This window comes from Desulfoluna butyratoxydans, assembly GCF_900699765.1.
Lineage (GTDB): Bacteria > Desulfobacterota > Desulfobacteria > Desulfobacterales > Desulfolunaceae > Desulfoluna > Desulfoluna butyratoxydans.
Genome location: NZ_CAADHO010000003.1, coordinates 144,573 through 157,149, shown reverse-complemented (window position 1 = coordinate 157,149; position 12,577 = coordinate 144,573). Strand labels below are relative to the sequence as shown.

General features: G+C 61.9%; 11 protein-coding genes. 8 read left to right on the top strand and 3 right to left on the bottom strand.

Going from position 1 to position 12,577, the window contains the following annotated elements:
* The first annotated feature begins 259 nt into the window (after positions 1-259).
* Positions 260-541, top strand: coding sequence for a hypothetical protein (locus MSL71_RS09620; protein ID WP_180139492.1), 282 nt, complete (start codon positions 260-262; stop codon positions 539-541).
* Between the two features lie 123 nt (positions 542-664).
* Here MSL71_RS09620 and MSL71_RS09615 read toward each other — a convergent pair whose 3' ends face one another.
* The 3 genes from MSL71_RS09615 to MSL71_RS09605 all read right to left on the bottom strand — a co-directional run bounded on the left by MSL71_RS09615 (position 665) and on the right by MSL71_RS09605 (position 2,511).
* Positions 665-1,240, bottom strand: a complete 576-nt coding sequence (locus MSL71_RS09615) for an NUDIX hydrolase (protein WP_180139489.1) — start codon at positions 1,238-1,240, stop codon at positions 665-667.
* Entirely contained in the window at positions 1,241-1,678 is a 438-nt protein-coding gene (locus MSL71_RS09610) for a thioredoxin family protein (protein ID WP_180139486.1), read from the bottom strand.
* Between the two features lie 131 nt (positions 1,679-1,809).
* Positions 1,810-2,511, bottom strand: coding sequence for a cytochrome c biogenesis CcdA family protein (locus MSL71_RS09605; RefSeq protein WP_180139483.1), 702 nt, complete (start codon positions 2,509-2,511; stop codon positions 1,810-1,812).
* Positions 2,512-2,539: 28 nt separating this feature from the next.
* On the opposite strand from MSL71_RS09605, the gene MSL71_RS09600 reads away from it, so the two are divergent.
* The 7 genes from MSL71_RS09600 to MSL71_RS09570 all read left to right on the top strand — a co-directional run bounded on the left by MSL71_RS09600 (position 2,540) and on the right by MSL71_RS09570 (position 12,411).
* Entirely contained in the window at positions 2,540-2,854 is a 315-nt protein-coding gene (locus tag MSL71_RS09600) for a hypothetical protein (RefSeq protein ID WP_180139480.1), read from the top strand.
* 16 nt (positions 2,855-2,870) lie between these two features.
* Positions 2,871-6,017: a hybrid sensor histidine kinase/response regulator gene (locus tag MSL71_RS09595; RefSeq protein ID WP_218950994.1), complete on the top strand. Its 3,147-nt coding sequence runs from the start codon at positions 2,871-2,873 to the stop codon at positions 6,015-6,017.
* A 33-nt stretch (positions 6,018-6,050) separates the two neighbouring features.
* Positions 6,051-6,506 (top strand): chemotaxis protein CheW, encoded by a 456-nt coding sequence (locus tag MSL71_RS09590; RefSeq protein WP_092208591.1) that lies wholly within the window; start codon positions 6,051-6,053, stop codon positions 6,504-6,506.
* 287 nt (positions 6,507-6,793) lie between these two features.
* Positions 6,794-7,912: a protein-glutamate methylesterase/protein-glutamine glutaminase gene (locus MSL71_RS09585; RefSeq protein ID WP_180139477.1), complete on the top strand. Its 1,119-nt coding sequence runs from the start codon at positions 6,794-6,796 to the stop codon at positions 7,910-7,912.
* A 124-nt stretch (positions 7,913-8,036) separates the two neighbouring features.
* Positions 8,037-8,927, top strand: a complete 891-nt coding sequence (locus MSL71_RS09580) for a CheR family methyltransferase (RefSeq protein WP_180139474.1) — start codon at positions 8,037-8,039, stop codon at positions 8,925-8,927.
* Positions 8,920-10,449 carry a response regulator gene (locus MSL71_RS09575; protein ID WP_180139471.1) on the top strand — a complete coding sequence of 510 codons (1,530 nt, stop codon included), beginning with the start codon at positions 8,920-8,922 and terminating at the stop codon, positions 10,447-10,449. Before MSL71_RS09580 ends, MSL71_RS09575 begins: the two co-directional genes overlap by 8 nt.
* Positions 10,450-10,473: 24 nt before the next feature.
* Positions 10,474-12,411, top strand: coding sequence for a penicillin-binding protein 1A (locus MSL71_RS09570; RefSeq protein WP_180139467.1), 1,938 nt, complete (start codon positions 10,474-10,476; stop codon positions 12,409-12,411).
* The last annotated feature ends 166 nt before the right edge of the window (positions 12,412-12,577 follow it).

The window sequence follows — 12,577 nt, the reverse complement described above, 5'->3', positions numbered from 1 at the left end:
GAAAAAAATCAAGCCAGTATACACATGGCCACGCCTGTAAACACCCGTTGCACCCCTGTTTTTTTATGTCCGTCCTAACCTGGAATCAGCAGAGGATACGCCGCCCAGCAAGCCATCGTACCCCAAGGCCAAAAAAGCCGCCCCGCCCGGGGCAAAGGCGTGTTATGCTTTGCCGCGTTGCCGGTGCCCGACGGTACGACGGCCCCGGGTAAAAAACGGTCCATCCAGGGCCCTAAGCAGCCCTTTCAAGGAGATTGCCATGTTCGACGACAAACGAGCCGACAAACGGCTGGTAGAAAAGACGCCCCCCGACATCAGGCGGGCCATCGGCGGGCTGTACCGGTCCCGGACGGCCACGCGCCTGCTGCTCATCATCGCCATTGTGTCGGCCATTTTCGGCGGGGTGGGCCTGGATGTCTGCCTGTCGGAACCCATGTGGGAAGCCCATATCTGGGTCCCGGCCCTGCTCATTGTCCTGGCGGTCTGGATCTTCGTCTCCATCCTCCTGCACGCCATCCGCATCAAGCTCTTCACCAAATAGGGCCTGTAGCCCCATGCCTTACGGCACAAAAAAACTGCCCTGCGGGTGCGCGTGCGCCCGCAGGGCAGTTTGTCTGGTCGTTTCAAGAGGGACACGGGCCAAAGCCCCGCGTCCGCTGCAGGCCTACACGAGCAGCAGCTCCGTAAAATAGTGAAAAATGCGGGCGGTGGCGCCCCACACGGCCATGTCTTCCACCGGGTACTGCAGCTCATCCCACCCCGGCACGCGGCCGGAATAGGCCTTGTCATGGTGGGCTTTCACCACCTCTCCCAGGGGAATCATGACAATGCGGGCGATCTCAGAGGGGTCGAAGACCACCTCCTCCTCTTCCCCGTGCCAGATCCCGAAAAACGCCTCGATCTCGGTGTTCTTGATGGTCTGGAAGTGACCCAGAGAGCCCACATAATCCACCTGGTCGGGCAGGATCCCCGTCTCTTCCCTCAGCTCACGGTACGCCGTGGAGAGGGGTGAGGCGTCCACCGGGTCCTGGTGTCCGCCGGGAAACGCCACCTGGTTGGCCCAGGGGTATCCCTTGTTGTCGGCCTTTAAAATGGCCAGGATCGTCGGATCGGTCTCAGGGGTCCGCATGAGCATAAACACGGAGGCCTTTTTCAGGTGGTCTCCGATGGAATCGGGGTGTGTCGTCGTACGAATCATCTCCCGCGCGTAATTCACATCAAAGGGGGCCGTGGTGTCCATTTAGCGTTTATACCCCTCGTTGGCCATGAACTGGAGCCGTTCCAGAAAGGTCTCGGCATCCAGGTATCCATTCATGAAGCTGATCTGGGCCCCGTTCTCATCGAGGAACAGGCTGTAGGGCAGCCCCCTCACCCGATACTTGCGGGCCAGCTCCTTCTCCCGGTCCGCATCCACCTGCACCGGAACGAAATTTTCGTTCAAGTAGGCGATCACTTTTTCGGACTGAAAGGTGGTTTCGGCCATGAGGGTGCAGTACTTGCACCAGGCCGCATGGAAATTGACATATATTTTCCTGCCGCTGGACGCAGCCAGGTCCACCCCTTCCTGATACGACTTCCACTGGATGCCGCCGGGGGTGGTGTCCAGGGCAAGGGCGCTCGTGTCGGTCAACAGCAGGCAGGCCAGGGCCGCCACAAACGATATCAATGCGTTGCGCATGGGTATCCTCCGGATGGGTTCTCCCACCGTGACCGGTCACCCGGGCATCGATGGGTTCGGTTTATCGCCTTTGCCCATAGCCGGAGGGGTCCGGCAGGAACAAAAGCGCTCCTTTTACAACAGCATAACGATCAGGGGATTGCAAGGGCATTGATATACCCGCCCAGAAGCAAAATCCCTACGGCCACAAGCAGGACGCCGGCCACTTTGTTCACATAGGGCAGCACCTTGCGCGCCTTTTTCATGAAATTCAACATGGCGTGGATAAAAACAGAAATCAGGACAAAGGGCAGGGCCAGACCCGCCGAATAGACCGTCAGGAGCCCCATGCCCCGGGCCACGGTCTCCTGGTTGCCGGCAAGGACAAGGATGGACCCCAGCATGGGGCCGATGCAGGGGCTCCACCCCGCGCCAAAGGCCATGCCCACCACAAACACCCCGAAAAGGTGCAGGGGCTTGTGCCGTACCCTCAGGCGCTTGTCCACCTGCAGGCTGGGAACACGGAGGAGCCCCAGAAAGTGAAGCCCGAAGAGGATCACGAGGATTCCTCCGCCGATGCGGAGCCACTCCTTGCTGTCGTAGAGCAGCCCGCCGAGGGAAGAGACCGCCGCTCCCAAAAGCACGAACACAAGGGAAAACCCCGACACATAGGCCAGGGTGGCGAGGATCACCTGCTTTCGCACCCCGGCCCCACCGGCATGGAGTTCCTCCAGGGAGAGACCTGTTATAAAGGTGAAATAGGCGGGAACCAGGGGCAACACGCACGGGGAAAAAAACGACAGCAGGCCCGCAGCAAAGGCCGCGCCCCACGAAACCGTCAGAAAACCAGTCATATAGTTCAAACTCCAATGGGACAAGGGGATGGATACAAGGCCCGTTCTCTCAGAAAAATCTGTGTACCCGGTCAATGAACGGGCAAATTATATGGAAGTTGCCGAGGAAAGGCAAACAAAAGATCCGGCCCGTATTTCCTTACCAAACAGCAATTTACCCGACTCGCCCTGTTCATTTCCCGCATATTTTTGTCCCGAATCCCCCATCATACCGAAGTCATTTGAAATCACCGTTGCTGTAAAAAAAAGGGTAAGTAATCTTCCCTTCCTGCCGATAAGTACGATTAAGCGAATGAATAACACGTCCAACGGACAAGGCATCCAAATGCACCTGACCGGCTGAGCTGGAGGTATATGCAATGATTTTTGAAGACGACGACACCCTAAGAATGTACGTGGAAGAGTCCCTGGAGCACCTTTCGGATATTGAAAGCGACCTCCTGGCCATTGAGGAGGCGGGACTTGAAAACGGCGAAGAGTTGATCAACAACGTATTCCGTGCAGCCCACTCCATTAAAGGAGGCGCAGGGTTCATGGGCCTCACCACGGTCAAGGAGCTCTCCCACAACCTGGAGAACGTCCTGAACATGATGCGCAACGGTGAGCTGGACCCGGCCCCTGCGGTCATCAGCACCCTGCTCACCGCCTTCGACAAGCTGACGGACCTGGTCAACAACATCGAGACGAGCAACGAAGCGGACATCACCACCTTTGTCGATGCCCTCGTCGCCATCGACAGCCTGCCCGAGGCTCCCGCTGAGCCCGAGGCACAGGCCCCTGCCCCCCCCGCAACCGAAGACGACGAAGATCCCCTGGCCGCCTTTGAGGTGGACAGAGAGGAGCTGGACAAATTTCTCCGGCAGGGCAAATACGTCTACCGACTCACCTACGACCTGAACCGGGACATCGCCGATCAGGGCAAGGTGGTCAACGAGGTCCTGAACACCCTGGGCAACAGCGGCATGATCCTGGACTCCACCGACCCCACGGTTCCCGCCGACGCCAAGGGAGACCGCCCCTTCCTCGTTCTCTTCGCCTCCATCATCGAACCGGACATCGCGCCCCTGCTGGCCGAGCTTGACGAATCCGCCGTGGAGGACATCACCCCGCTTCTGGGCGGCGGTGACGCTGCCATGGACCAGATCATCGAGGAGGCCGAGTCCGCAGCGGCTCCGGCAGCCCCCAGCGCCCCCGCACCGGCCGAGCCGTCGGAACCGGTGGCCGCACCCGCGCCCCAGCCGGTTCCCCAGGCTGTCCCCACCCCCGTCAGGGTGGACGAACACGAAGCCAAGCCCATGGAGATGGAGACCCGAAGCAAGGGCCAGACCTCCATCCGGGTCAACCTGGAGCTCCTCGACACCCTCATGACCCTTGCCGGGGAACTGGTCCTCAGCCGCAACCAGCTCATGCAGGGCATCACCGGAAGCAACACGCGGGCCGTGGAAACATCCGGGCAGCGCATCGACATGATCACCTCCGAACTCCAGGAGGCCATCATGCGTACCCGCATGCAGCCCATATCCAACGTTTTTAACAAATTCACCCGCGTGGTCCGGGACCTTGCCGGCACCTTGAACAAAAAGGTGGACCTCTTCATCGAGGGCAAGGACGTGGAGCTCGACAAGACCATCATCGAATCCATCAACGACCCCCTCACCCACCTGGTGAGAAACTCCGTGGACCACGGCATCGAGTCCCCGGAAGACCGCGCCCGCCTGGGCAAGAACCCCACGGGACGCATCTTCCTCAAGGCCTTCCACGAAGCGGGACAGGTCAACATCGAGATCAGCGACGACGGCGGCGGCATCGACGGAGACGCCATTGCCGCGGCAGCCATCCGCAAGGGACTGCTCAGCGAATCCGACGTGGCCGTCATGGGCACCAAGGAGAAGGTGGGCCTCATCTTCCTCCCGGGTTTTTCCACCGCACGCCAGGTGACGGACGTCTCCGGCCGCGGCGTGGGCATGGACGTGGTCAAGACCAACCTCGACAAGCTCGGCGGGATCATCGACATCCACTCCAAGCCCGGCAAGGGGACCACCATCCTCATCAAGCTCCCCCTGACCCTGGCCATCATCCCCAGCCAGATCGTCTCCGTGGAGAACGAGCGCTACGCCATCCCCCAGGTGAACTTAGACGAGCTCCTGCGCATCCCCGCGGCCCAGGTAAAGGACCGCATCGAAAAGGTGGGCAATGCCGACGTGGTAAGGCTCCGCGGGGCCCTTCTGCCCTTGCTGCGCCTCACCGACCTGCTGGACATCGCCCCCACCTTTGTCCACCCGGAAGACGGCAAGGTCTACCCGGACAAGCGCCGCAACCTGGCCGACCGCCGCCAGAACGAAGACGACCTCCCTGAAGAGATCCGAGACATGCGAAGCGGTGAGGACCGGCGCTACCGAAGCGACAGCGCCATCAACATCGCCGTGGTCTCCGCCGGCAACTTCAAATACGGCCTGGTGGTGGACGAGCTGCGGGACTCCGAAGAGATCGTGGTCAAGCCCCTGGGCCGCCACCTGAGCAAATGCGACGGCTACGCCGGAGCCACCATCATGGGCGACGGCCGCGTGGCACTCATCCTGGACGTGGCTTCCCTGGCCAAGATGGGCTCCCTCAACGAGACCTCATCCAAGACCATCAGCGCCGCCGAAGAGGCTTCGGCCAACGAACGCAACAACGCGGGCAGCGACCGTACGGCCCTGCTCACCTTCAAAGGGGGCGAGGCCGAACACTTCGCAGCCCCCCTCAACCTGGTGGAACGCATTGAGCGCATAAAATCCGATGAGATCGAAGAGGTGGGCGGACGCCGGGTGATTCAGTACCGCGGCGGCACCCTGCCCCTGAACGAGGTCTCCGAGGTGGCCAACGTGGCCCCGGTACCGGAGAGCGACCAGTACGAAGTGGTGGTCTTCCGCGTGGGAGGCCGGGAAACAGGCCTTCTCGTCACGCCCCCTGTGGACGCCGTGGAAGTGGACCTCAACGTGGACGCCTCCACCCTCAAGCAGGAGGGGATCATGGGCTCCCTCATCGTGGGGGACCACACCACCCTCATGGTGGACATCTTCGAGCTGGTGCGCACGGTGAACCCCACCTGGTTTGAGGAGAACCGCCCCACCGGTCCGGACACCACGACCACAGACGGCGAAATCCGCGTCCTCTTTGCCGAAGACTCGGCCTTCTTCCGCAATCAGGTCTCCGACTTCCTGGCCGACGAAGGGTTCATCGTCACCACCGCCGAAGACGGGGCCGAGGCCTGGAACTACCTCAACAAAGGGGTGGACGACTTCACCGTCATCCTGACCGACCTGGAGATGCCCAACATGGACGGCTTTGAACTCACCAAAAAGATCAAAGCCTCGGAAACCTTCGGGCACCTGCCCGTGGTGGCCCTCACCTCCCTTGCCAGCGAACGGGATATCCAGAAAGGCAAGGAGGCCGGCATCGACAGCTACCAGATCAAGCTGGACCGGGAAAAGCTCATCGATGTGGTTCGGGAATACTCCCTGTAGCCGTGCAACCCCATCAGCGTTAGGAGAGACACCATGAATGAACAGGCTAAAAAAAACGGAAACTCGTCCATGCTGGAACTGGCCACCTTCTCCGTAGGGGAGGCCCAGTGCGGCATCGACATCCTCAAGATACAGGAAATAAACAAGCAGACCGAGGTCACCGGCGTGCCCCAGTCCCCCGATTACGTGGTGGGGGTCCTCAACCTGCGCGGGCGCATCGTCACGGTCATCGACCTCGGCCTCAAGACGGGGCTCTCCCCCATCACCCGGGACAAGGACAACCGCAACATCATCGTGGACTCCATGGGTGAGCACATCGGCCTGCTGGTGGACCGCATCAGCGACGTGATGAGCGCCGACCCCAGCCACGTGGAGCCTCCCCCCGCCAACCTGGGCGGTATCGAAGGAAGCTACTTCGAAGGGGTGGTCAAGACCGAAGCGGGCCTCATCGGTGTCCTGGACATCGAACGGGTCCTCACCGAAGGGTAAGCACAGCCACCCGACGGAGCGTAAACAAAAAAGGGTCGCCCCGATCTTCGTTCGGTGATAGGTCACCTTCGCCGGAGTCGTGTGGACCCTTCGGCAGAACAACGGACAAGGGACCTCCTGCGGGAGGTCCCCGTGCCTCCGCACTGCGGTCGTCGCAGCCCGGAGCCCATTGGGGTGCGCATGCTGGCATGGGCCAGCATGCCGGATTGTCCGGCCCCTGCCGGTACCCCGTGAATCCGTTGGTTCCGAGCCCTTAACCCCTTCTTTTGTTTCCTGGAGGAATCGCCATGGATCCCATCAGAGTACTGGTGGTTGACGATACCATTCTCTATCGTAAAGTTGTCGGAGACGTCATCGCGTCCATTCCGGGTGCCGAAGTATGCGGTACCGCGGCCAACGGGCGATTTGCCCTGACCAAGATCAAGACCTTCAAGCCCGACCTCATCACCCTGGACATCGAGATGCCGGAGATGAACGGCCTGGAGCTCCTGCAAGAGCTGAAAAAAACGGGCATGAAGCTGCCCCGCATCATCATGCTCTCCACCCTCACCACCACCGGCGGGGACATGACCATCCGCGCCCTGGAGCTGGGGGCCTTTGACTTCATCACCAAGCCCCAGTCCGGAACCGCCGCGGAAAACGTCGAAAAGATCCGCACCCAGCTCACACCGGCGGTCACCGCGCTCATCCAGGAGAAGAAATTCCGATCGCGCCTGGACAACGCACGGGCCACCCTGGCACGCACCGCCGTCCCGCGGGAGGCACGACCCAAACCGGCCGCAACCCCGGCCACACCGCCTCCGAGGCGCATCACCCGCACGGTGAGCCGCCCCTCCGAGGTGGTGGCCATCGGCATCTCCACCGGCGGTCCCAACGCCCTTGCTGCCATGCTCCCCAAACTTCCGGCCGATATCGGGGTGCCCATCCTCATTGTGCAGCACATGCCCCCGGTTTTTACCAAGTCCCTTGCGGGCAGCCTCAACACCAAATGCGCCATCGAGGTCAAGGAGGCCGAAGACGGTGATCTCCTGAAACCGGGGCTGGCCCTCATCGCCCCGGGAGGCAAGCAGATGCGCGTGGAGGCCCACCGGGACGGAACCCATCGCATGGTCCGCATCACCAACGATCCCCCGGAAAACAGCTGCCGACCCTCGGCCGACTACCTGTTCCGCTCCGTGGCCGACCACTATGTGGGACGGGCCACCGGCATCATCATGACCGGCATGGGCCAGGACGGGTTCAAGGGATTGCAGCGAATGCACGAAAACGGCGCCGTCATCCTGGCCCAGGATGAGGCCAGCTGCACGGTGTACGGGATGCCCAAGGCACCCACCGAGGCCGGGATCACAGACAAGGTGGTCCCCCTCCCGGACATGGCCCGCGCCTTGATGGGCACGCTCAAATAATGCCTTTCACCCATTTGACCGAGTCCCGGCGCCGTATACGACACCACGGCGCACAGGGAAGGTGTTTCCACCGCCCCGTAAGGACTCTGAAACGGCAACCACATCGCAACAACAAGCAGGTCCGATGAACAGACTGAAGGTCACCGAAAGCGAATTTCAAGCGCTCTCAAAATACATTTATGGGATCTCGGGGATTACCCTGGCCGCAGGCAAGGAGTACCTCATCGAAACCCGGCTGGGCCAGCTTGCCGCGGAATACAGCTGCCGCTCCTACCAGGAGCTGCTCACCCGTTCCCGCACCGAAGCGTCCCGGACCCTCGAAAAAAAGATCATCGACGCCATCTCCACCAATGAGACCTATTTTTTCAGGGACAACGCACCCTTCAACCTGCTTCAGCACCGCCTGATCCCGGACCTCATCGACCGCAAGAGCAAAAAAGGGGGCCGGGTCACCATCCGCATCTGGAGCAGCGCCAGCTCCACGGGCCAGGAGATCTACAGCACGGCCATGGTCCTCAGGGAGCTGGGCCTGCCCAAACCGGGCATCGACCTGCAGCTTCTGGCCACGGACATCTCCGATGCGGCCATCGCCAGGGCCAGTTACGGCCTCTACAGCCAGTTTGAGGTCACCCGCGGCCTCTCACCGGCCCGCCTCGGCAAATACTTTACCCCCAAGGGGGACGGCTACCGGATCAACGACGACATCCGCAGCATGGTCTCTTTCCGCAAGCAGAACCTGCTCGGCCCCCTGACCGGACTCGGCAAATTCGACATCATCCTCTGCCGCAACGTGGCCATCTACTTCACACGTGAAGATAGGCTGCGGCTCTTCGACAACCTCTCCCGCCAGCTCGAGCCCGACGGCTGCCTCCTCATCGGATCCACAGAATCCCTTGCCCAGGAGGAGTCGCCCTTTGTCCCCATGCGTTACCTGAACTCCACGTTTTATCAATTGCCGGACGCCTCCCCTTCGGCGGCGCCCCGCGTGACCCCATCGAGGGCCGTCCATGGATAAACAAGAACGCCAGTACATCGAAGAGCTGAATCACTGCATCGACTTTAACGACGCGGTCAAGGGCTGCGCGCTGATGCCCTTTTTCACCACCATCTCCGAAACGATGAAGCACACCACCCTCAAAAAGCTCTTCCTGAGCTGCGAGTCTCCGGGACTGCCCATCGTCAAGTTCCTCACCAACGATTTGAGGAAAAAAGGCAACCGCATGGAGGTGGAGTGGATCATCGGCCAGTTCCTGGCCGGCAACACCTTCGGGCCCATGGACGAGAACCGCCTCTCCTTCTGGGCCGACGCCATGGTGGAGCTGGACCTGCCCCAGGCCCTGCCGCGCCTTCTGGACCTGGTGGCCACCAGCCGCTCGCCCCTGGTCCTTACCGCTGCCCTGAGAGCGACCCTCGGCCTGTCCGGCGAGGACGGGCCCATGCTCATCAAGCGCCTCTGCGAAGAGAACCGGGACCAGGGGCAACGCATCGCCGAAACCCTGCCCCTCACGGGCAAACCCGGTTTTTTTGCGGTGGCCGCTCTGTTGGGATCCACAGAGCACACCCTGCGCAACCTGGCCATCGACATCTTTGCCGCTGCAGGCAGCGAAGGGGTCTGCGCCCTGTCCGCCCAGCTCAAAAGCGACAACACCGACCTGGTAATCCACGCGGTCAACGCCCTGGGCCGGTGCGGGGCCCCCGAGGCCCTGCCTCCCCTGCTGAGCCTGCTGGCATCCCTGCCACGGGATCCCAACATCCGCTACGCCGTGTACGAAGCGGCCGGACGCCTCCCCTCCCCCAAATGGGCCCTCCACCTGGCCCGGGGGCTGGCAGACGACTCCGAGGCCGTGCGCATGTCCGCGGCCCGAGCCGTGGACCGCAACATCTCCACCCCCCTGATCAAGGGCATCACCAACATCGTCTCCTTCGGGGACGACATCGCCGCCAAGGTGGTGGGGGCCCTCATCGACTCCCAGTCGGACAACACCCTGCGCTTTCTCCTGACCATCGACGGGTTTGAGGGGCTCACCGAGACCCACCTTATCCGCCACGCCCACCCGGACGTGCGGGCCCACTGCGTGGCCTTTTTGACCAAGAAGCGATTCAAGGCCCTTGCCGACCGGGTCAAAAAAGCCACCGCCGATTCCGGCGTGAGCCGCCCCCTCATCGCCTGTGTGGACGACTCCAAGATGATGCTCATGCTCTACATGAAAAAGCTCAACGGCCTGGGCTATGAAGTCGCCACCTTCGAGAACCCGGAGACCGCCGCCCGGGAGATCCCGGCCCTGGCCCCGCGCCTGGTGGTGACAGACCTCAACATGCCCGAAATGGACGGGTTCACCCTGGCCTCCCAGCTGCGCAGGCATGCGGACAGCTCGCGCCTGCCCATTCTCATGGTCACCACCCAGAGCGACGCTGCCCCCCCTGCAGGGGACGGCGCCAGCCCCGTGGACGCCATCCTCATGAAGCCCTTTACCGACGAAGGCCTCGCCGAGATGATCGACCGCCTGCTCTCCGTCAAGGAAGCCGTTGATTTTTAATAGATCCCAACGTAGTATGACCCCATGAATCGACGCTTTGCATTGACCGTCATCGCCGTTGTTGTCATCGGCACCGCGGCCGGCCTCATGGCCGGCCTTTTTTTCGGGACCACCAGGGACCTGCCCCAGATTGAGGCGTTAAAGTCCTTCAAGCCCTCGTCGGTGAGCCGTGTCTACTCCAGGGAAGGGGCCCTCCTGGCCGAATTCTACGCAGAAAAAAGGGACCCGGTGCCCCTTGCCATCGTCCCCACCCACCTGCAAAACGCCATCATCAACACCGAAGACCGAAACTTCTACGACCACAACGGGGTGGACTTAAAAGGCATCGCCCGGGCCATCGTCAAGGACATCATCGCCCGGAACTTTGTGGAAGGGGCCAGCACCATCACCCAGCAGCTGGCCAAGACCCTTTTCCTTACCCGGGAAAAGAGCATCGACCGAAAGCTCAAGGAGGCGATGCTCGCCTTCCAGCTGGAGCGCCGCTACACCAAAAAAGAGATCCTGGAGCTCTACCTTAACCAGATCTACTTCGGCAGCGGGGCCTATGGGGTGGAGTCCGCCGCCAACATCTACTTCGATAAAGGGGTCTCCGAACTCACCCTGGCCGAGTGCGCCCTGCTGGCAGGGCTTCCCAAGTCTCCGTCCCGGTACTCGCCCCTGGTGAGCCCGGAAAAGGCCATCCGCAGGCGCAACCTCGTGCTGAAGCTTCTCCACGACCGCCACCGCATCACCACCCCGGCCTTCAAGGCAGCCCTGGCCGAACCCCTGGCCCTGGCCGGTAAGCGCGGACGCGGAAGGGTCCTCGAAGCCCCCTACTTCATCGACTACCTCAAAGGCGAGCTGGCCGGCATCGTGGGGCTGGACCGCCTCTACCGGGACGGCCTCACCATCCGCACCACCCTGGACCTCTCCCTCCAGAGGGCAGGGGAAGCCTCCATGGCCAAAAACATGGCCCGCCTTGAGGCCCGCATGAAGAAACACCGCATCAAAAACCCGGCGCCCCAGTGTGCCTTTGTTGCCATGGACGTTCAATCCGGCGGCATCCTGGCCATGGCCGGGGGCCGGGAGTTCAAGAAAAGCCACTTCAACCGGGCCACCCAGGCCAAGCGCCAGCCCGGCTCCTCCTTTAAGGCCTTTATCTACGGCCTGGCCGTGGAAAAGGGCATCGATCAGAACCGACTCATCCTGGATTCCCCGGTCTCCTTCTCCATGGGGCGGGGGAAAAAGCCGTGGCAGCCCAAGAACTTCTCCAAAACATACAGCGGTGAAATCACCCTGAGAAAGGCCCTGGCCCTCTCCAAGAACATCCCGGCCGTACGCCTGGCCGACTCCCTGGGCGTGGCCAATGTGGCGGCCTTTGCCCGCCGCCTGGGCATCACCTCGCCTTTGTCCAACAACCTCTCCCTGGCCCTGGGCACCTCGGAAACCACCCTCATGGATCTCACCCGGGCCTATGCGGTCTTTGCCAACCAGGGCATCAAGTCCGAGCCCATGGCCATTACCCGCATCGAAAACCGGGACGGACGGGTCATCTGGGAGGGCCGCCCCAGCCATGCCGTGGCCATCTCCCGGGAAGACGCCGCCGTGGTCACGGACATGCTCGCCGCCGTGGTCACCGAAGGTACAGGCAAACGCGCCCTGCGCGTGGGCAAACCCCTGGCCGGCAAAACCGGTACCACCGACAACTACCGGGACGCCCTCTTTCTGGGCTTCTCCCCCTACGTCGCCGCAGGGGTCTGGGTGGGCAACGACAATTACACCACCCTGGGCCGCATCGAAACCGGTGCCCGGGCCGCCCTGCCCATCTGGACCGATCTCATGGAGACCGCCTGGAAAAACAGCCCCCCCGCCCGCTTCGACCGCCCCGACGGCGTCACCCTCCGCCACATGGACCCCAACACAGGCCGCATCACCTCGGAGCCTGCCAAAGGCAACGTCCCCGCCCTGTTCAAAACCCATTAGAAACAGGCCTCTGCCTTGCCGGTGCGGAGCATAGCGGCATAATGGGTAAAACAGACAGGGTGAAGCGACTTCAATCGTGGAGGCAGAGCCTCCCTGCGTCATTCCCAGGCGGAGCCTGGGAACGAAAGAGCCCCTGATGCAATGTATTGTTCCTTTCCCTTGTATT